The organism is Aliiglaciecola litoralis, from assembly GCF_039523355.1.
GTDB classification, from domain to species: domain Bacteria; phylum Pseudomonadota; class Gammaproteobacteria; order Enterobacterales; family Alteromonadaceae; genus Aliiglaciecola; species Aliiglaciecola litoralis.
In genome coordinates this window covers 73,998-94,540 of the sequence record NZ_BAAAFD010000003.1, presented here as the reverse complement: position 1 = coordinate 94,540, position 20,543 = coordinate 73,998, and the positions used below count along the sequence as shown (strand labels likewise).

17 protein-coding genes are annotated in these 20,543 nt (G+C 46.6%); 2 read left to right on the top strand and 15 right to left on the bottom strand.

The features are described from left to right. Positions 1-310 precede the first annotated feature (310 nt). The 15 genes from ftsZ to mraZ form a co-directional block, all read right to left on the bottom strand. Positions 311-1,477, bottom strand: a complete 1,167-nt coding sequence (ftsZ, locus tag ABD036_RS07405; protein WP_343858211.1) for a cell division protein FtsZ — start codon at positions 1,475-1,477, stop codon at positions 311-313. A gap of 84 nt (positions 1,478-1,561) precedes the next feature. Further along, complete coding sequence (ftsA, locus tag ABD036_RS07400) at positions 1,562-2,791, bottom strand: cell division protein FtsA (RefSeq protein WP_343858209.1); 1,230 nt, start codon at positions 2,789-2,791, stop codon at positions 1,562-1,564. 21 nt (positions 2,792-2,812) lie between these two features. Next, a complete protein-coding gene (locus ABD036_RS07395; protein ID WP_343858207.1) occupies positions 2,813-3,559 on the bottom strand; it encodes a cell division protein FtsQ/DivIB in 747 nt (248 codons plus the stop codon). Positions 3,560-3,561: 2 nt separating this feature from the next. Then, positions 3,562-4,506 (bottom strand): D-alanine--D-alanine ligase, encoded by a 945-nt coding sequence (locus ABD036_RS07390; protein ID WP_343858205.1) that lies wholly within the window; start codon positions 4,504-4,506, stop codon positions 3,562-3,564. After that, on the bottom strand, positions 4,503-5,957 hold the full coding sequence (murC, locus tag ABD036_RS07385; protein ID WP_343858203.1) for a UDP-N-acetylmuramate--L-alanine ligase: 1,455 nt from the start codon (positions 5,955-5,957) through the stop codon (positions 4,503-4,505). Before murC ends, ABD036_RS07390 begins: the two co-directional genes overlap by 4 nt. Beyond that, positions 5,954-7,039, bottom strand: a complete 1,086-nt coding sequence (murG, locus tag ABD036_RS07380) for an undecaprenyldiphospho-muramoylpentapeptide beta-N-acetylglucosaminyltransferase (RefSeq protein WP_343858201.1) — start codon at positions 7,037-7,039, stop codon at positions 5,954-5,956. Before murG ends, murC begins: the two co-directional genes overlap by 4 nt. Further along, the gene (ftsW, locus tag ABD036_RS07375) at positions 7,032-8,330 is read right to left on the bottom strand and encodes a cell division protein FtsW (protein WP_343858199.1); all 1,299 of its coding nucleotides are present in this window, start codon (positions 8,328-8,330) and stop codon (positions 7,032-7,034) included. The genes murG and ftsW overlap by 8 nt, the downstream gene beginning before the upstream one ends. Beyond that, on the bottom strand, positions 8,327-9,634 hold the full coding sequence (gene murD, locus ABD036_RS07370) for a UDP-N-acetylmuramoyl-L-alanine--D-glutamate ligase (RefSeq protein WP_343858196.1): 1,308 nt from the start codon (positions 9,632-9,634) through the stop codon (positions 8,327-8,329). The genes ftsW and murD overlap by 4 nt, the downstream gene beginning before the upstream one ends. A 9-nt stretch (positions 9,635-9,643) precedes the next feature. Beyond that, on the bottom strand, positions 9,644-10,726 hold the full coding sequence (mraY, locus tag ABD036_RS07365; RefSeq protein WP_343858194.1) for a phospho-N-acetylmuramoyl-pentapeptide-transferase: 1,083 nt from the start codon (positions 10,724-10,726) through the stop codon (positions 9,644-9,646). Further along, positions 10,720-12,111, bottom strand: a complete 1,392-nt coding sequence (locus ABD036_RS07360; RefSeq protein ID WP_343858192.1) for a UDP-N-acetylmuramoyl-tripeptide--D-alanyl-D-alanine ligase — start codon at positions 12,109-12,111, stop codon at positions 10,720-10,722. Before ABD036_RS07360 ends, mraY begins: the two co-directional genes overlap by 7 nt. Further along, positions 12,108-13,637, bottom strand: a complete 1,530-nt coding sequence (gene murE / locus ABD036_RS07355; protein WP_343858190.1) for a UDP-N-acetylmuramoyl-L-alanyl-D-glutamate--2,6-diaminopimelate ligase — start codon at positions 13,635-13,637, stop codon at positions 12,108-12,110. Before murE ends, ABD036_RS07360 begins: the two co-directional genes overlap by 4 nt. Continuing rightward, on the bottom strand, positions 13,637-15,373 hold the full coding sequence (locus ABD036_RS07350) for a penicillin-binding transpeptidase domain-containing protein (RefSeq protein WP_343858188.1): 1,737 nt from the start codon (positions 15,371-15,373) through the stop codon (positions 13,637-13,639). The genes murE and ABD036_RS07350 overlap by 1 nt, the downstream gene beginning before the upstream one ends. Further along, entirely contained in the window at positions 15,370-15,690 is a 321-nt protein-coding gene (gene ftsL / locus ABD036_RS07345) for a cell division protein FtsL (RefSeq protein ID WP_343858186.1), read from the bottom strand. Before ftsL ends, ABD036_RS07350 begins: the two co-directional genes overlap by 4 nt. Then, positions 15,687-16,640 carry a 16S rRNA (cytosine(1402)-N(4))-methyltransferase RsmH gene (rsmH, locus tag ABD036_RS07340; RefSeq protein WP_343858183.1) on the bottom strand — a complete coding sequence of 318 codons (954 nt, stop codon included), beginning with the start codon at positions 16,638-16,640 and terminating at the stop codon, positions 15,687-15,689. The genes ftsL and rsmH overlap by 4 nt, the downstream gene beginning before the upstream one ends. After that, entirely contained in the window at positions 16,640-17,098 is a 459-nt protein-coding gene (gene mraZ / locus ABD036_RS07335; protein ID WP_343858181.1) for a division/cell wall cluster transcriptional repressor MraZ, read from the bottom strand. The genes rsmH and mraZ overlap by 1 nt, the downstream gene beginning before the upstream one ends. A gap of 698 nt (positions 17,099-17,796) precedes the next feature. On the opposite strand from mraZ, the gene glpK reads away from it, so the two are divergent. Next, a complete protein-coding gene (gene glpK, locus ABD036_RS07330; RefSeq protein WP_343858179.1) occupies positions 17,797-19,290 on the top strand; it encodes a glycerol kinase GlpK in 1,494 nt (497 codons plus the stop codon). Positions 19,291-19,320: 30 nt separating this feature from the next. Continuing rightward, the gene (locus tag ABD036_RS07325; protein ID WP_343858176.1) at positions 19,321-20,382 is read left to right on the top strand and encodes an aldose epimerase family protein; all 1,062 of its coding nucleotides are present in this window, start codon (positions 19,321-19,323) and stop codon (positions 20,380-20,382) included. Positions 20,383-20,543 lie beyond the last annotated feature (161 nt).

Here is a 20,543-nt window from a genome sequence, read left to right as displayed (position 1 = left end):
GTTTGCCTATGAAAAATGCTTCAAGCTAAAAAACGGCGCACAGTATACTTACCAACTGGTCCAATGTCAAAAAAATGAAACATGGAACCAATTTTGCAACCTTCTGACTAATCAAGAATTTCGCGGTTTGTTAAACCTCAAAACTAGCCTGTGGTTAGTAATCTGCTTAAGCAATAATTGATTCAACGCATTTTCGTATCTGTTGAATCAGTCTCTTTGCCGTATTTTACCCACCCCTTTTCGTTATGAATAAACACAACTCGTTAATTAAGACCGACTTTTGTGAGAATAATTCACATCAGTCCAATTATTAATCAGCTTGTTTACGCAAAAACGCCGGAATATCCAAATATTCATAATCGCAATTGGCTTCCGCTTTCTCTTCGGTTGCTACGGCTTTATTCATGTCAGTAGCCGTGTTACCTACGCGATCATGTGAATCGGCTTGTAACTTGAAGTTTTTCGCTTCGGCTGAAACACGTGAACCCTGACTGCTTACTAGTGAAATATCAGGCTTACGCTCTGCGCCAATGCCCGTTGCAACAACAGTAACACGTAATTCATCGGTCATTTCCATATCAATAACGGTACCGACAACCACGGTTGCGTTTTCAGAAGCAAAGGCTTTAACCGCATTACCCACAGTTTCAAATTCATCAATAGCGAAATCTGGCCCCGCAGTGATGTTAACCAAAATGCCTCGTGCACCAGACAAATCAATGTCTTCTAACAGAGGACAGGCGATGGCAGCTTCAGAGGCTTCTTCTGCACGGTCTTCACCGCTTGCTTGGCCACTTCCCATCATGGCAGTGCCCATTTCAGACATGACCGTTTTCACATCGGCGAAATCGACGTTGATCAAACCAGGACGAGTAATTAGCTCAGCGATTCCTTGCACTGCGCCGCGCAATACATCGTTGGCCGCACTAAAGGCTTGTAGAAGCGGTGTACCACGACCCATCACTTTTAATAACTTTTCATTGGGGATAGTGATCAATGAATCAACATATTTAGATAATTCTTCAATACCTTGATCGGCAAACTCGGTACGCTTTCGACCTTCAAATGGGAAAGGTTTCGTCACTACGGCAACGGTTAATATGCCAAGTTCTTTAGCAATTCTAGCCACTTCTGGAGCGGCACCAGTACCTGTACCACCTCCCATGCCAGCGGTAATAAATACCATGTCAGCACCTTCAAGTGCCTGACGAATAGTTTCACTATCTTCTTCAGCAGCCTGACGACCAATATTAGGATTGGCACCTGCGCCTAACCCTTTGGTAACACCAGAACCGATCTGCAAAGTGACATTGGCAGATGAACTTCGCAATACCTGAGCATCAGTGTTAACGGCGATGAATTCGACGCCTTCGATGCTCTGTGAAACCATGTGCTCGATAGCGTTTCCGCCACCACCACCGACACCAATAACTTTGATGACAGCTTCTTCGCTGTGACTATCCATTAATTCAAACATTATTTTTCTCCGATTTTTGCGCGATAAAATGTGAACCAAAGTGATCCACATTTAATTTTTTAAGGTCCTGAGATATATCCATCCTCAGAACTCCCCCTTAAACCAACTTTGAACACGATTCCACAGCCCTTCTGATGCGCTAGATTTCTGCGCCGATTTGGACTGAGTTGACTCTTTTCCGTACTGCAACAAACCTACGGCAGTAGCGAAAGAGGCATCTTCTACGTATTCTGATAGACCTTTGATACCAATTGGTACGCCTACGCGCACTGGCATCTGAAATAGTTCCTCAGCAAATTCTACAGCCCCTTCCATTTTCGCTGACCCTCCGGTCAGGACAATGCCTGCGGCGATTTGCTCTTCCAATCCGCTGGATTTGATCTCTTCATGGATCAATTCAAATAGCTCCTGATAACGAGGTTCGATGACCTCGGCCAAAGTATGTCTAGACATCATTCGAGCTGGTCGTCCACCCACACTTGGTACTTGAATTTGTTCTTCCATACTGACCATGTCACGTAATGCACAGGCATAATTCACTTTTATGTCTTCAGCATGGTTTATCGGTGTACGGAATATTTTCGCAATATCACTGGTGATCTGATTTCCCGCGACCGGAATGACAGCGGTATGGCGAATAGCACCGTCGGTGTATATCACCATATCCATAGTGCCACCACCGATATCGACCACACAGACACCTAACTCTTTTTCGTCATCGGTTAACACTGCATAACTAGATGCCAGTGCCGAAAAGATCACCTGATCCGCATTGAGTTCGCAACGTTCGACACACTTAACTAAATTTTTCGCCATGTCATCTGCACAGGTAATAATGTGAGCCTTGGCTTCCATTCTCACACCTGACATACCGATTGGATTTTTAATTCCTTCTTGCACGTCAATGGTGAATTCCTGTGGCAATACATGTAGCAACCGACGCTCCAGTGCAATAGGCACTGAGCGCGCAGCATGCACCACATTATCGACATCATCCGCGGTGACTTCTTGATTGTTAATCGGCACCATGCCACTTTCGTTCTGGCACTTTACATGCCGTCCTGAAATCGACATAAAGACCGAAGACACTCGACAGTCTGCCATCAGTTCCATTTCACTGACCGCGCGCTGAACGGATTGAGCTAACAAATTAAGATCGTTAACACCGCCTTTATCCATACCTTTTGCAGACTGGGTGCCGACGCCAACCACACTAATACCGCCATCATCGAGGATTTCTCCCACGACAGCTTTAACTTGACTGGTGCCCATGTCTAAGCCAACGATCAGATTTCTTTCAGCAACCTTAGACATCTTAATATTTACTCACTTTAGCTAACTCTCTTGTTTAGTTTTTTCAGCGTCTTTCCACCCAACCGCAAGGCCAGTGTCATAACGCAAATCTACATAGTCGATTTGTTTACCTTGATCTTTCAACAATGGATAGACCTCGACAAATCGGTGCAACCTATTTAAATATTCTGAACGACCCAGATTCAATCTAACGCCGTTTTTCAATCTCAAATTCCAAGCAAAACGCTCGCTCAAGTAAAGCTCATCAATGGTCAGGCTGGCACTGTTGAGCAAGGTTTGCATATCGCGATATCCTTGCAAGGCAACTTTCTCGCTACCGCCAGGCCCGAACAAATCAGGCAACTCGCCATTTACTAATTGCGCATCGAACGCCTGTCCATATTGATTCAAAAGCGAATCACTGTTCCATTTGGCGCTGGCGATTTCCTCTACAATGTGCACATTCAAACTGTTCGGCCAGCGTTTACGAACCGAAGCCCGATAAACCCATGGAAGGGCTTCTATTTGTTGATGAAGCCTGTCCACATTTAATTCAAAAAAACTCTCTGGGTGATTTTTTCTCACCACATTTTCTATCAGCGCATCATCTATGTAGACTCGGTTGCCAGTTACCAACACCTGATTTATCGGTGCTTTTTGTGAGTCTTCAAGCCAATGACTTATTGCCCACGCTGCATAACACAAGCCTAAAAGCACAGTAACCAAAAATACCAAACCCGCCATTTGATAGGGTGGTTTTGCAGTATTGTTGGCTTCCAGCTGTTGCATACTTACCTGACCGATGTCTGTAAAATAGCCACGGCTAATTCGGCAAAACTCATACCCGCTTGTTTAGCTGCCATCGGCACTAAACTCTTTTCAGTCATGCCCGGCACGGTATTCGCCTCAAGCAAATAAAACTGACCCTGTTGGTCTCGCATCAAATCCACGCGTCCCCAACCGCTGCCATCTACCGCTAGAAAGGCACTGGTTGATAACGAACCAAGCATGGATTCCTCGTCAGCTGATAAACCACTGGGACAAAAATATTCAGTGCTGTCCGAGTGATACTTGGCTGCATAGTCATAAAAAGTACGAGGAGTAGACATACGAATAGATGGCAAAGCTTCGCCATTCAGAATAGTCACTGTGTATTCTGGACCTTGAATGAACTGCTCTAACAAGACAGTACTATCATATTTAAAGGCGTCTTGAATGGCCGTTTCTAATTGTGTAGCACTCGTTGCCTTAGTCATTCCGATGCTAGAACCTTCCTGCGCCGGCTTAACCATGACAATATCCCCCAAGTCACGCATTATAACCTCGCATGATCCTGCATCAAAGCTTCTTTTCTCAGCAATTTGGTATTTAGCTGTGGGTAATCCCAAGGTTTGCCAAATTTGCTTAGTTCTCACCTTGTCCATGGCCAATGCAGAGCCTAAAACACCGCTTCCTGTGTAGGGAATTTTAAGGAGTTGTAATGCACCTTGTAGACTGCCATCTTCGCCACCTTTACCGTGCAACATTATCATTACTCGATCAAAGCGCTGTTCAACTAATTGACTTATAGGTTGGTCGGCCGGATCAAAGCCATGAGCATCAATGCCGACGCTTTGTAGCGCGTCTAATACTGCATTCCCAGAACGCAAAGACACTTCTCTTTCAGCAGAATGACCACCAAACATGACGGCAACTTTGCCAAATTGAACGGCCTTATCTGTTGTCATCTTATTCATTCAGCCCCACTGTTGATCATTGTTTGTTTGTTAAGCTGCATGGCCTGCAAATTCTTCGCGATCTGGCCGATATTACCCGCCCCTTGAGTCATCAAGATATCGCCGTCTTTGAGTGCTTCTGACAATAGCTTGGGTAACTCTTCAGGTGTCGCTACGTAAATGGGTTCGAGTTGACCCCGTTGTCTGATCGAACGACACAACGCCTTACTATCGGCGCCTTCAATTACCGACTCCCCCGCTGAATAAACCTCTAGCAGTAGCAATACATCGACTTGTGACAACACTTTCACAAAGTCCTCATAAAGATCACGCGTACGGGTGAAGCGATGGGGCTGATAGGCCATGACGAGACGTTTATCAGGCCAATTATTTCTAGCCACCGCGATAGTCGCTTCCACTTCGGTAGGATGGTGACCATAATCATCAACCAAGGTGACCAGACCGTCGCCAGTATCGAAACAGCCTAGTTGCTCAAAACGACGACCAATTCCCTCAAACGCAGCAAGTGCCGCCACGATTGACTCATCATCCAAGCCTTCATCCGTTGCCACCGCAATGGCTGCAAGGGCGTTGAGCACATTGTGCTTACCCGCTATGTTAAGGGTCACATGCAAATCGTTATGCCCAGCTCGTTTTGCAATAAAGCGACTTTGATTGAAACCCAGTTGCACGTCTACCGCTCTTACGTCAGCGTTTTCCTGTAGACCGTAGGTCAAGGTTTTACGTCCAATGCGCGGCAACAACTGTTGAATGATGGGATCATCGATACAGATAACGGCCAATCCGTAGAAAGGCAAATTGTGCAGAAAATCTAAATAAGTGTCTTGCATCCGCTGAAAGTCGCCGTCATAGGTTTCCATGTGATCAGGTTCGATATTAGTCACAATGGAGACCATGGGTTGCAAGTGTACAAACGAAGCGTCGCTTTCATCCGCTTCGGCAATTAAATAGCGGCTGCTTCCCAATTTAGCATTAGTGCCCGCGCTGTTGAGCAAGCCCCCAATCACAAAGGTTGGATCCAGTTGTGCTTGGGCAAAAATGGTCGCCAATAAGCTGGTAGTGGTGGTTTTACCGTGGGTACCCGCGACTGCAATTCCGTGTCGAAAACGCATCAATTCGGCAAGCATTTCCGCTCTTCTGATGACCGGGATTCTGGCTTCTTTAGCGGCTACAATTTCCGGGTTACTGTGGTCAATGGCACTGGACACTACCACCACATTGGCATTTTTAACATTGGCACTTTGGTGACCAAAATACACTACAGCCCCTTTACCAGTAAGACGCTGGGTCATGGCATTCGCTTGCTTATCAGAGCCAGAAATTTGATATCCCTCGTTAAGCAGTACCTCGGCAATACCGCCCATGCCCGCGCCACCGATACCGATGAAATGAATTTGCTTGATGCGCCGCATCTCCGGCACATGGTAGTGAACTTTGTCTGGTCTTATCACGCGGCCAAATCTCCCAAATTTTCACAAATATTACTGACCATTTCGGTCGCGTCGGTTTTTGCGAGCTTGCGAGCTCGTTGGCCCATTTCAATGCGAGCAGCTGAATTATCGATGATGTGCTTAAGCAAAGTGGTTAATTGTCCATTCTCTAGTTCGGTTTGTGGTAACAAATAGGCAGCCCCATGACTCGCCAATGCTTGTGCGTTTTTGGTTTGATGATCATCCACAGCGTGAGGAAGCGGAACAAAAATAGCAGTAACACCGACCATGGCGACTTCGGCGACGGTCAACGCACCGGCGCGACAGATCACAATGTCCGCCCAATCATAGGCGTTGGCCATATCATCGATAAATTCCATCACTTGCCAATGACAGTCTTTATCAACGCAGCGTTGATACGCGTTTTGCACTGCTTCTGCGTGGCCCTTACCGGTCTGATGCCTAACCTCAATCTCCTTGATGCCAGCGAGTGCTTTGGGCACATTGTCATTCAGTGCTTTTGCACCTAACGAACCGCCAACAATGAGTATTTTTGTGGGTGCGCCATGGACGATTTTTGCTGGTATCTTGGCAAAATCATCACGCACCGGATTACCTACCCAATGGTATTTTTCCTGTGTATGTTGCAACTGGCTAAACCCGGTGTTGAAGCCGAGCAATACTCGATTAGCAATTTTAGCCAATAGTTTATTGGTCATGCCGGGTACCGCATTTTGTTCATGGACAACTAATGGAACGCCTTTTAACCATGCCGCTACACCGCCCGGTCCACTGGCGAAACCGCCCATTCCCAACACCACATTGGGCGCTATGCGATTAAGCACTTTTGATGCTTGACGCACTGCACGGATAATTTGAAAAGGTGCTTTTAGTAATCGCATTAAGCCATTACCTCTGACCCCGACGACATCGATAAAACTAATTTCGAAACCCGCTTTTGGCACAAGCTCGGCTTCCATACGCGTTGGCGTTCCTAACCAATGCACTGTCCATCCGCGCGCGACTAATTCGTTTGCCACAGCAAGACCAGGGAATACGTGTCCGCCAGTGCCACCTGCCATAATTAGAATCGTTTTACTCATGGCTGGCCTCACTATTCGACTGGCTCAGATCATCAATCAGTTTTTTGACCTTGGATTTTCCCTTGCTGGATTTCTTTTTGCTGCCCTTGCTCATAGCTTGCACGCCATCAACCCGTATTTCAAAATCGATTCGCACTAACAAAGCTACGGCAACGGCCATTACAATCATGCTAGAACCGCCGTAGCTCACTAGCGGTAAGGTTAAGCCTTTGGTGGGCAAAATTCCTGCACTGGCACCGACATTCACTGCGGTTTGGAAACTAAACCAGATACCGATGGCGTAAGCCAAATAAGCTTCAAAAGGTCGCTCGTTAGCAAGCGCCAGGTTGCCCAGTTTTAATGCTTTAAACACCAGTACAAATAGTACAGCTAACACCACAGCAACACCGATAAAACCAAACTCCTCGGCCAGAATAGACACGATGAAATCGGTATGCGCTTCTGGCAGATATTCTAGTTTTTGTAAACTATTGCCTAGTCCTTGACCCAGCCAGTCGCCGCGGCCAAACGCCATGAGCGATTGGGTTAGCTGATACCCTTCGCCAAACGGTTTGGCCCAAGGGTCGAGGAAATAGGTCATGCGATCAACGCGATACCCTTCCATTAAAATCAATGCTGTGATTGCAGCAAGCCCGGTTATCACCAACCCAAAGAACTGCCACAATTTTGCGCCTGCTAAAAATAACAAACCGATAGTAGTAGCAAACATCACAACCACAGTGCCCAGGTCAGGCTGTAGTAATAGCAACAACGCCAGTACAAAAAACACGATCAAGGGTTTGATAAAGCCCTTAAGGTTTTCAGTCACTTCTTCGTAGCGTCTCACCAAATAACCAGCCAGATAACAAAAGAAGAATAACTTGGCGATCTCAGCAACTTGAATCGTGATTGGCCCCACCGCTAACCAACGTGTAGCGCCGTTAACATTGCGGCCGATAAACAACACTAAGATTAACAACATCACCGCACTGAGCAGTAAATACGGGTTGCTCACCCGCCACCATTGCATTGGGATCTGCATCACCACACACGCGGCAATAGACGCCAAAATAAGATAGATGCCGTGACGAATAGCAAAATGAAATGGGTCATCAAATAAACGCGCAGCGACTGGCATAGACGCGGAGGTCACTATCACGAGTCCGATGGTCATCAATGCCAGACTGAGTAATATAAAATTGACATCAAAAGGAATGCGCTGGGTAGTGCGATCATCGTGTCGTTGGGCAAACAATTTGCGTAAGCCTGATTCTTTAAACGACGTGTCATTTTGCAAACTGTGATCGGTCATGACACCACCTGCTGCACAGCGCGTTTAAACACGTCGCCACGATGCTGATAGTTATCAAACATATCCAGACTGGCACATGCTGGAGATAACAGTACTATGTCGCCGCTTTCCACAATATTGTGTGCGAACTCTACTGCTTCTTGTAGAGTATTAACCTCAATGCTACCGGGTTTTAGTGAGGCGATCTCTTGACCATCTTTGCCCAGCGTAATCAACAGGTCGACCGCTTCAAGCAGAATTGGTTGTAACTCTGTAAAGTTAGCGTTTTTACCATCACCACCGGCAATCAGGATCAGTTTCCCACCTTGACGATCCTTGAGACTCTCAATTGCAGCAATGGTTGCGCCAATATTGGTTGCTTTTGAGTCATTGATCCACCGCACCTTATCGGTGCTATTGATCAACTCAAATCGGTGCGCCAGCCCTTTAAAATTATGAAGGGCTGTACGGATAGCATCTTTAGCGATGTTAAAAGATTTGACGCAACAAATTGCGGCTTGCATATTGAGCACATTGTGCAGCCCTTGAATACCGCATTCTTGCTCGTAAACCAGCGGTTCTCCATCATCTAAAATACAACGATTGCTTTCATCCCAACTTAAGCCGACAGGGCTTTGGCTTAGACCAAAACTGTATTTTGGCTGGTAGTCTTTCGGCCAAGTTTGCACATCGTCGCGATTCGCCACACAGATGCTTGCGTGTTGGTATACCCGCTGTTTTGCAGCGATGTAGGCGTTCAATACAATATGTCGATCTAAATGGTCTTCGCAGACATTTAAAATAGTGGCACACTCAGGTTTAAGGGAATCAAGGGTTTCGAGTTGAAAACTAGAAAGCTCCAATACCAATACCTCTGCGTCACTTTCTAGCAACTCTAAAACAGGCGTACCAATATTTCCGCCCATTTGGGCTTTTATTCCACCTTGATTCAGTATCTCGGTGACCAAACAGGTTACCGTAGACTTACCATTGGAGCCGGTAATTGCGATAACCGGCAAGGTATTGAATTGGGCAAATAATTCAACATCACCCATTACCTTAGTGCCCGACTGCAGGGCCGCTTGAATAGCCGGTAGAAGAGGGTTTACACCTGGGCTAAGTATCACCAGATCAGCTGCGCATAATACATCCGCATCAAAGTCGCCACTTAATAGCGTCACGCCAGTTAAAACGCCGACATCCGCACTGCGGTCCATGGCTGTCACCTTGGCTCCCTGTTCAACTAAAAAACGGGCGCACGCTTGTCCGGTAAGTCCGAGACCTACAACGACTGCGTTACTGTTTTTCAAATCAGAGAGTTGCATAATACTTGTTTATCTCAACTTTAATGTCGCTAAACCAATCAATACCAAGATTAAGGATATGATCCAAAATCTCACGATAACTCGGGGCTCTGGCCACCCTTTTAATTCATAGTGATGATGAATAGGTGCCATTCTAAAGATGCGTTTGCCTCTTAACTTGAACGAGCCCACTTGTAAAATGACCGACAAGGTTTCAATCACAAAAACGCCGCCCATGATGATCAATACAATTTCTTGACGCACCAAAACCGCAATAATCCCCAAGGTTCCGCCCAACGCCAATGAACCCACATCGCCCATAAACACTTGTGCTGGATAAGTGTTAAACCACAAGAACCCAAGGCCAGCGCCAACGATTGCGGTACACACCACTACCAACTCACTGGTTTGCGGGATATAGGGAATATTCAGGTATGAAGAAAAATTAATATTGCCTGTGGTATAGGCAAAAATCGCCAACGCACCTGCAACTAAAATTGTCGGTACAATCGCCAGTCCATCGAGACCGTCAGTCAGATTCACGGCATTGCTGGTACCCACAACGGTAAAGTACACAACGACCATAAAGAACAACCCAAGTTGCGGCATCACTTCTTTGAAAAATGGTACTAATAAAGCCGTTTCTGCTGGATCTTGACTGGAGGCATACAAATAGGCAGCAACGGCAATAGCAATCACCGATTGCCAGAAATATTTCCACTTTGCAATCAAGCCTTTGGGGTCTTTACGCACCACCTTCCGATAATCGTCAATAAATCCAATTGCGCCATAGCCAACCACAATTGACAGCACAACCCAGACATAGCGATTACTCAAATCCGCCCAAAGTAAGGCACTGGTGAGGATCGCGGCCAGAATTAACAACCCGCCCATGGTGGGTGTGCCTGATTTAGACAGATGACTTTGTGGGCCATCATCTCTAACCGTTTGTCCAATCTGCATGGTTTGCAGCCAGCGGATCATCGCCGGACCTATGAGCACAGCCATTAACAACGCGGTCAAGGTACTCAAAATGGCACGCAACGTCAGGTAAGAGAAGACATTGAACCCTGAGTCAAATTGCTGCAACCATTCAGCCAACCAAATCAACATGCGATTCGCTCCCTAATACGCTCAAACTTTCCCACAGGAGATGCCTCCAATGCAGCAACAACTTTCTCCATACGCGCACTGCGAGAGCCTTTAACGAGAATCGTAATATCGCGCTGCTCACCGGTTAGGTGATCAACAACGTAATCCACCAAGGGGCCAAGCTCACTAAAGTGTTTACCACCAAATACATCGCTGGCAGCCTGACTCAACACACCAAGCGTAACTAAACTGTTGATACCTTGTTTCTTGGCATGCTCGCCAACTAATTCATGGTAATAACGCGCCTTGTCGCCCAGTTCCCCCATATCACCAAGGATGAGTACGCGATGACCACTGAAGCTGCTGAGCAAATCGACTGCCGCATTCACCGACGCCACATTGGCATTGTAAGTATCATCGAGGATCTTGACTTGATGGGTCAGCTGCTTGACTTGCAAGCGTCCGCCAACTTGCTGCATATTTTCCAAGCCATGTTTAATGTCTTCTAAGTTTGCACCAACGTTCATCGCCAGAGCTGCGGCGACTAGGGCATTGCCCACGTTATGCTGCCCTGGTAATGCAAGGGTTAGGTTTATTTTTCCTTTTGGCGTGCACATTAAAAACTCGGCGCAACCGTCTAGCCCTAAAGTAATGTCTTTTGCATGAAAATCGCTTTCTTGTTCCATTGAGAAATCTTGCACCTTGAGGTGTTTTAATTTGCCTTGCCAAAACGCGAGAAACTGACTATCTGCGTTGAGTATGGCGACGCCGTCCTCATTAAGCCCTTTGAAAATCTCACTCTTGGCTCTGGCAACACCGAGTAAACTGCCGAAACCCTCTAAGTGTGCCGCGGCTGCATTGACAATCGTTGCCACGTCGGGTTTGACTAAATTGGTGGTATAGGCAATTTCACCCAGATGATTAGCGCCCATTTCGATTACCGCAAAATCATGTTGAGCCTCTAATCTCAACAACGTCAGTGGCACACCAATATCGTTGTTGAAATTACCTTTGGTTGCCAACACGTTGCCGATGCGAGATAAAATAGCCGCAACCATTTCTTTCACTGTTGTCTTGCCGCTGCTGCCAGTGATACCTACAGTTTTAGGATTTACTTTGGCTTTTACACCAGCACTTAGCGCACCTAATGCCAGCTTAGTATCGTCAACTAAAATATAAGGCAGTTCAGTTTGTACAGGCTGGGACACAATCAGTGCTTTGGCGCCATTGTTTTTCGCGGTTTCAAGGAATTTGTGTCCATCAAAGTTTGGTCCAACCAACGCAATAAACAAATCGCCATCGACCAAGGTACGGGTATCTGTGCTCACGCCAGTAATGGCACATACTTCTCCCACAAGCTGGCCATTGACTTGCTGTGCAATCCAATCAAGTGACACCTTTATCATTGTTTATCCTCTACACTAATTGTTCTTACGTATTCACGCTCGTCATATGGCAAGCAGTGATTACCGATAGTTTGTGTGGTCTCATGACCTTTACCCGCAATTAGGATCAAGTCGCCGGGAACGCTATTCGCCATGGCCAATTGAATTGCTTTTTTGCGATCCAGCTCGACCTGAATTTTTTGGGTATCATCTATACCGCTGATGATATCCGCGACTATCGCACTAGGCGCTTCAGTGCGACTGTTGTCAGTGGTTAGATACACTTTGTTGCTGAGACGATTGGCTATCTCTCCCATAACGGCACGCTTACCCTGATCACGATCACCACCACAACCAAATACGCAGATTAGATTGCCTGCGCAATGCACACGAGCAGAGACGAGTGCTTGCTCCAGTGCGTCAGGTGTGTGGGCATAATCAACAATCATGTTGCCGTGCTGAGCTTTTTCAAATAGCTCCATGCGACCAGCAACGGGCCTAAGTTGCGCGCACAATGGGGCAAGTGTTGATAACGGCTTGCCTAGCACCAACAAGGCTGACAGCGCTGCCAATAAGTTTGCGACATTAAATTGACCAAGCAGACCCGATTTAATGGTTGCCTGTCCCCAACTTGAATCGAGCGTAAAAGTGACTCCCTGATCATCAAAGTGAATGTCGTTGGCTAAACAATACTGCGCTCCAGCAGGCACGTCTTGTTGGCTTAGCTTGGTGGAAAATACCGTCACTTTTTGCTCAGCATGAGCATGAGCCATCCAGTTTTGCGATTCTTGATCGTCTAGATTTAGCACCAATTGCTGCAACTTCGGCTGACTTAGTAATCGACGTTTTGCGGTTGCATAAGCTTGCATACTGCCGTGATAGTCAAGGTGGTCGCGAGTCAAATTGGTAAAGACTGCAACATCTGTTTTCAATCCTTCGATGCGACCTTGCACTAAGGCATGAGAAGATGCTTCAAAGGCAACTTGCTGTGCTTGGCTAGTCACAAAACCCGCCATTAGTCTTTGGATTTGGCAGGCATCAGGCGTGGTATTCAATGTTTTTTGCAGCTTCGATACATCGCTGTTGAACATACCAGCGCCCAGCGTTCCAATAGACGCAGCGCCGTCACCTAGCAATGAGCGCAACTGACTAATGAGCTGAACTGTAGAGGTTTTACCATTGGTGCCGGTCACCGCAATCACATCTAATTTTTCGGCAGGAAAACCATAAAAGCGCGCAGCTAATTCTGACAAGCTCGCAGCAAGTTTGAAAAATGATACCAATACCGTCTGTTCACGCATCTCAATTAAACCATGCTGCTGCATATTGTCCGTATGCACGAGCACCATTTTGGCCCCTAAACTGATCGCTTGAGGAATGAAATCGCGACCATCTAAGGCATGCCCTGGAATTGCCACAAACACGCTATGCACGCCGACTTCTCGGCTATCAAGTACCAGCTCATTGACTCGTAGAGAAGGCGCCTGAATTTGGTAATAGGACAAAATCGCTTTGATATCGGGCATTGGGTTAACTTCAACCGACATTAGTTGCCTCCTTGCATTGCAATAGAGGACACATCTTTGGCATCGGGCGGCACATTTAATAGTTGCAAGGCACTGGACATAATGGCGCTAAACACTGGCGCCGCGGTATCGCCACCATAATACAAATCACCTTTGGGCTCATTGATCAGTACCACTACGGTTATTTGCGGGTTAGAAACAGGGGCAACGCCAGCAAAAATATTGACATATTGTTCACCATAGCCGCCTTTAACCGCTTTGCGGCTGGTGCCGGTTTTTCCTGCCACACGATATCCGGCAACACTGGCCTTACGACCTGAACCACCCTGTTCGACGACACTTTCCATCATGTTCAATACACGTCTGGCATTTTCCTCACTGAGCACACGTTCGGTGACTTTTTGCTCGTCACTCATCACAATACTCAGTGGTTGCTTAATGCCGCCGTTACCCAAAATGGTGTACATGCGAGCGAGTTGCATAGTAGTCACCGACAAGCCATAGCCAAAGGACAAAGTAGACAATTCAAAATCAGACCAACGGCGCTGCTCATTAAACAGCCCTTCTCGCTCGCCAATCAAATTGGTTCCTGTGTCGCTCATCAAGCCCATGTTGTAATACATGTCGAGCAGATATTCTTTGGGTACGCTAAGCGCCAGCTTGGAGGTACCAATGTTGCTCGACTTTTGAATGATCCCTTGCAAGTCAAGCTTGCCATAATTCTTTGAGTCACGGACGATACTGCCACCTAAGCGACGCCATCCTGGAGACGTATCCAGCACGGTAGAGGGCTCTGCTGAGCCAAATTCCAACGCACTTAACACTGCTAAGGGTTTAACCGACGAGCCTGGTTCAAAGGTATCGGTAATGGCGCGATTGCGGATCCGATGAGCCGACACGCCGCGTCTATTATTTGGGTTATATGAGGGGCTGTTGACCATCGCCAGAATTTCACCAGTGTTGACATCAACTACTGCCACCGAACCTGACGTTGCGCGATAATAATGTACCGCAGATTTAAGTTCACGATAGGCCACTGATTGGATCCGTTGATCAATTGTCAGCTTGATATCTCTGGGCGCTTTGCCTTTTTCTTCATCCAACAATTCAACTTGACGACCTTGTCTATCTTTTCGAATGGTGCGCGAATCTGGTGTGCCTGATAACCAGTCGTCATACAATTTTTCAATTCCTTCAATCCCTTCATCGTCAACGTTGGTAAACCCAATAACGTGCGCTGAAACTTCACCGGCTGGATAGAAGCGACGAGATTCGTTAACCAGATGTACGCCTGGAATGTTCAGATTTTTAACGAAGGTCGCCATGGCTGGCGACACTTGGCGTTGTAGGTAAACGAACTTTTTGCTGGGATTGCTGGCTTTAGCAATTAAGCTATCAACATCCTGTCCCAGCACTTCAGCCAATGCTTCCCAGCGACGTTTGTCGGCTAACACATCTTTGGCGGGGTCATTGATGGTTGGCGGATGTGCCCAAACAGCTTTCGCGGGCACACTGACGGCAAGCTGCTCACCGTTTCTGTCGGTTATCAAACCACGATACACCTCATTATTGAGGACGCGTAGGGTGCGATTATCCCCTTCTTGGATAAGCCGATCTGGATTAATTATCTGGATATAAGCAGCACGCACAGTCAGCACGCCAAACACCAAAACGATTGCCGCAACCACAACAACAAAGCGCCACTGCATTAAGCTGGGCGCGATGTTTCGTTTAGCGTGTTTCTTGGTCTTGGTCATTTCAGTCGCACCACAATTTCTTCGTTTGGCGCAGGACGATGCATATTCAGTTGCTGCTTCATCGCCAGTTCTATTCGATTGTGATCGGTCAATGCCCCCTGTTCGAGGATCAAATGTCGCCACTCAATATCAAGCTGATCTTGCTGTTGCATCAAGGCTTCCAGCGCGATCGACATTTGACGATTGTGGTGCGCACTGAGGATCACAGCGAATGCACTTATCAGTACCATTAAAAACAACAAAACCCGTATCGGATGACGGGCTAGTTCGGAGAAGATAATGGCGACCAGATTGAAATTGGTCCGGGTCTCTGTCATAACTTCTCCGCTACCCTGAGCACCGAACTTCGGGCTCGCGGATTTATCTTGAGCTCTTCAGCGCCTGGCTTGATAGCCTTGCCGATCAGTTTCATCGCACGGCTAGCATCAATCTCTGCTTGAGTAACGGCCATGCGCTTTGGCACCTGCATGCCACGACTTTGTTCGCGCATGAAGCGCTTAACTAAACGGTCCTCTAAAGAATGAAAACTAATGACTGCCAAACGACCTTGAGCTGCTAAGCAAGCCAGCGCACTTTTTAAACCTGAACGGACTTCGTCCAGTTCACTGTTAATGTAGATGCGGATTGCTTGGAAAGTACGAGTCGCTGGATGCTTGAATTTATCTTTTACCGGCACAGCTTCATCCACTAACGCGGCTAATTCAAGTGTGGTGGTCAAAGGTTGGGTTTTCCGACGATTGACGATGGCATGGGCAATACGTTTGCCAAACTTCTCTTCGCCAAACTCTTTTATAACTTGGCTAATGTCATCTTCGTCGGCATGCTCTAACCACTGTGCGGCGCTGATACCTTTGCTGGTATCCATACGCATATCCAGTGGACCTTCACGCATAAAGCTAAATCCACGTTCGGCGTCATCTAACTGGGGAGAAGACACACCAAAGTCCATGAGAATGCCTTCAACCTTGCCGAATACCTGATGTTTTTGCGCCACCTCTTCAATTTGCGAAAATGCCACATGTTCAATCACAAAACGAGGATCATCGGCGAAGCGTTTCGCTGACTCTATCGCTTGTGGATCCCGATCAAGGGCAATTAAGCGGCCTTTACTAGAGAGCTTTGCGAGTATTGATTCAGAATGGCCTCCACGACCAAAAGTCGCATCCATATAGACGCCATCAGGGTTGATTGCTAATCCATCTAAAGACTCATGAAGCAGCACTGACTTGTGCAACGATTGAGACTCATGCATATCTACTGGCGCCATCAAAGTGAGAAATCCTGTAAGCGTTCGGATAATTCAAATTGTCCGCCCTTTTCAGTTTCAATATCTTGATGAACCTGTTGCTGCCAAGTATGAGCATCCCAAATTTCAAATTTGTTAAGCTGTCCCACCAGCATGATTTCTTTGTCTAGATTAGCATGTTGTCGAAGCGGGGCGGATAGCAAGAAGCGACCGTTCTTATCCATTTCTCCTTCCATAGCGTAACCTAGCAAAAGTCGTTGCAGACGACGCTCATGGGGGATCATACTTGATAACTTACTTAGCTTAAGCTCGATTTCTTCCCATTCGGGAAGTGGGTAAAGTAGCAGACAGCTTTGCTGCGTATCGATAGTGCAAACCAGTTGTCCCTGACAATCATCCAGCAACAACTGTCGATACCGTGTTGGTATCGCCACCCTGCCTTTTACGTCTAGATTGATTGCGTTAGCGCCGCGGAACATATCCCCTAGCCTTTTTTATTTGGTTGCTTTTATTATTTTCAATTGGCACTGATTTGCGACACATTTAGATCACTTTGATCCACTTTCTGCCACAATTACCCACAAAATAGAGTTTAGGTTTCCATCAAGGCTATTGTCAAGGACAAAAACGGTCTAATTCACCTGTAGTAAACCTAGATAAATTAAGGCCTGAACAGAAGACGCTGATAAATATAAAAAAAGGCGGTCGAGCTGTTTTTATGTACAGTTAAAACTAACCACAAAGAAAAAAGTCGAAAGAGACTGAAAAGAATTGATTCACCCTGCTTTGCTCTGCGCAAAGTAAAAACTTGGCAACGGATTGGTGCAAAAATTACGGCACCGAAAGGCACCATTCTTGTTTCGCGTAATTTAAAATGGACACCCACTCTTAATTTAACATGGACACCCACTCTAATTTCGGATTATTTAAAATGGACACCCACGTTTATTTAACGTGGACAGGCACGTTTATTTAGGAATTTAACGTGGACAGCCACTCGATGACATCATTGAAAATCGCTCTCATGCTCTGATTTGCTTGCGCTATCAGGGCTCCGAGCTCATTGCTCTTAGCAGTTATAGATAAGCATCACAGTGTGACACTGCATTTTGTATTTGTTGTGAGTTTCAAGGCGCGTTATCTTAGCTATTATTTGGCGTTAACAAGGCGTTGCACTATGAATCTGGAAAACTGCATTCTGGCCATTGATCAAGGCACCACGTCAAGTCGTGCCATGGTGTTTGGTACAGACTCACAGATAATAGCAATGGCTCAACAAGAGTTTCCCCAACACTACCCTAACGACGGCTGGGTTGAACATGATCCAGAAGATATTTGGCAATCCACCTTAACCGTATGCCAACAAGCGCTTGCTGAGGCTGAAGCCAAAGGTGCTAGAGTAGTGGGTATTGGCGTAACTAATCAACGTGAAACCACGGTAGTTTGGGACCGAAAAACAGGTAAGGCCATCTACAATGCCATCGTTTGGCAAGACAGGCGCACAGCTAACGATTGCCTTGCATTACAACAAGCGGGTCACTCGCAACAGGTACGCAGTAAAACGGGTTTATTACTGGATCCGTATTTTTCAGCATCGAAAATAAATTGGATACTCAATCATGTCGAAGGCGCTCGTCAGCGCGCCCAAAACGGTGACTTAGCCTTTGGTACCGTAGACAGTTTTCTCATCTGGCGACTGACGGGAGGCGCTGTGCACGCCACCGACATCACCAATGCCAGTCGCACCAATCTTTACAATATTCACCAACAACAATGGGATCCTGAACTGTGCGAATTGTTCGAGGTGCCCGCCCCTCTCTTACCGCTGGTAAAGGAATGCGCAGATGACTATGGTCACGCATTAGCATCATTATTGGGCAAATCCATCCCCATATGTGGCGTTGCAGGCGACCAACAAGCCGCCGCATTTGGTCAGTGTTGCTTTGATCCTGGAAGCATTAAAAGCACCTATGGCACTGGTTGCTTTGTTCTTTTGAATACCGGTGATAAGGCTGTTGACTCTGCAAATCAATTACTGACTACAGTGGCGTATAAAGTACAGGGTAAGATCCACTATGCGTTAGAAGGGTCGATTTTTGTTGCCGGCGCCGCAGTGCAATGGCTCAGAGATGGCATTCATATTATCGAAGACGCCACACAAACCGAATCCTTGGCCACCAGTTTGGATTACGAGCATGGAGTGTATTTAGTTCCCGCCTTTGCCGGTTTAGGAGCACCTTATTGGGATCCAGAAGCTAGAGGTGCGATCTTTGGGCTAACTCGCGGCACTACCAATGCCCACTTATCTCGTGCCGCGTTAGAGTCGGTGGCCTATCAAACGTCAGATTTACTGAAGGCCATGGCTGATGATGGCGTCACTCCAAACGTACTCAATGTTGATGGCGGAATGGTCGCTAACAATTGGGTTTGTCAATTTTTGACGGATGTATTAGATATCAAAGTCCAACGTCCTCAAATAATGGAAACCACAGCGTTAGGCGTAGCATATTTGAGCGGCTTATATTTAGGCCTTTACGAAAATACTGAGGCCTTGACCAACAAAAATAAAATAGACACGACCTTTGAATCGACGATGTCGGCTGATTTGCGCAACAAACTACTGTGCGGATGGAAAACAGCGGTAGAGTGCACGTTGGGCTTCAAACGCTAAGTAAGTAAATCGAAATTTAAGGTGCTCAAGATGATAGAAAAGCGTCAATTTGGAAATATGCCCAATGGCCAAACCGTGGATGCCTATACGCTCACCAACGATAATGGCATGTCGATAGACATACTGACTCTTGGTGCAACGATACGCTCATGGAAACTTGCTCAGCATAACCCAACCGATGTGGTATTAGGATTTGATAGCGTAGACGATTATCTGGCGGACCAAGGGTACATGGGCAGAACCGTAGGACGTTACGCCAACCGCATTGAGAAAGGCCAGTTTCAATTAAATGGTGAGACATACAATGTAAGTACTAACTTACAGGGAAACTCTCTTCATGGTGGCGTTGTTGGTTTTCATAACCGCATATGGAAAGTGTCTGATGCACTCGATCGCAGCAAAGCTAGCATCATCTTGAGGTTAACTAGCGAAGATGGCGACCAAGGATTTCCAGGGAATTTGCGCGTAGATGTGACTTTTACTTTAGATGACAACAACTGCTTAACCATTGACTATCGTGCTCGAAGTGACCAAGACACTGTGTTTAATCCAACCCAACACAGCTATTTTAATTTAGCCGGTCATGACTCCGGTGCTATCTATGAACAACGGATCAACGCCTTTGCAAGTCACTATACCCCGGCCAATAATCAGGCGATCCCAAGTGGTGAAATCAAAGCGGTACGCAACACTGCTTTTGATCTAAACCAATCAAAAACCTTTGGATCACTGATCCATCAACCCGATCCCGAGATCCAAACGGCAAGTGGATTGGATCACAATTGGTGTGTTGATGGGTTTAAATCAGACCAAAGTGCCCTGCAATTAGCCGCCGAGGTAACTGAGCCCGCAACAGGTCGCAAATTACTCGTGCGAACAAGCATGCCGGGTATACAAATCTACACTGGCAACTTTATTGGCACCTCGCCTGTGGGTAAAGGCGGAGTGACTTATGCGCCCTACAGCGGATTTTGCATTGAATCACAATTTTACCCTAACAGCCCCAATCAAACTGGCTTCCCTAGCTCAGTGTTGAAAGCCAACGCGACCTTTGTGTCGTCGACAAGCTATCAGATCATCGAAGCGGATTAACCCCCCACAATCCCATTCTTGTTAACACCAAGCGAAGTAGCTAAATGGCTGCTGTTTGCCAGGTCGGTGCCATTTGCTGACATCAAGATCGAATGGTTTTAATGATCACTTTGTACGTAAAGCAGCCGTTGATCACTAGTTGTAAAAAGAGCCAAAGGTCT

Coding starts and splice junctions, on each gene's coding strand:
- ftsW (WP_343858199.1), bottom strand. CDS start 8,330: ATGACCGATCACAGTTTGCAAAATGACACGTCGTTTAAAGAATCAGGC.
- murE (WP_343858190.1), bottom strand. CDS start 13,637: ATGTCGGTTGAAGTTAACCCAATGCCCGATATCAAAGCGATTTTGTCC.
- ABD036_RS07390 (WP_343858205.1), bottom strand. CDS start 4,506: ATGAATAAGATGACAACAGATAAGGCCGTTCAATTTGGCAAAGTTGCC.
- mraZ (WP_343858181.1), bottom strand. CDS start 17,098: ATGTTCCGCGGCGCTAACGCAATCAATCTAGACGTAAAAGGCAGGGTG.
- ABD036_RS07395 (WP_343858207.1), bottom strand. CDS start 3,559: ATGCAACAGCTGGAAGCCAACAATACTGCAAAACCACCCTATCAAATG.
- ABD036_RS07360 (WP_343858192.1), bottom strand. CDS start 12,111: ATGATAAAGGTGTCACTTGATTGGATTGCACAGCAAGTCAATGGCCAG.
- mraY (WP_343858194.1), bottom strand. CDS start 10,726: ATGTTGATTTGGTTGGCTGAATGGTTGCAGCAATTTGACTCAGGGTTC.
- glpK (WP_343858179.1), top strand. CDS start 17,797: ATGAATCTGGAAAACTGCATTCTGGCCATTGATCAAGGCACCACGTCA.
- murD (WP_343858196.1), bottom strand. CDS start 9,634: ATGCAACTCTCTGATTTGAAAAACAGTAACGCAGTCGTTGTAGGTCTC.
- ABD036_RS07325 (WP_343858176.1), top strand. CDS start 19,321: ATGATAGAAAAGCGTCAATTTGGAAATATGCCCAATGGCCAAACCGTG.
- ftsL (WP_343858186.1), bottom strand. CDS start 15,690: ATGACAGAGACCCGGACCAATTTCAATCTGGTCGCCATTATCTTCTCC.
- rsmH (WP_343858183.1), bottom strand. CDS start 16,640: ATGGCGCCAGTAGATATGCATGAGTCTCAATCGTTGCACAAGTCAGTG.
- ftsA (WP_343858209.1), bottom strand. CDS start 2,791: ATGTCTAAGGTTGCTGAAAGAAATCTGATCGTTGGCTTAGACATGGGC.
- ftsZ (WP_343858211.1), bottom strand. CDS start 1,477: ATGTTTGAATTAATGGATAGTCACAGCGAAGAAGCTGTCATCAAAGTT.
- murG (WP_343858201.1), bottom strand. CDS start 7,039: ATGAGTAAAACGATTCTAATTATGGCAGGTGGCACTGGCGGACACGTA.
- ABD036_RS07350 (WP_343858188.1), bottom strand. CDS start 15,373: ATGACCAAGACCAAGAAACACGCTAAACGAAACATCGCGCCCAGCTTA.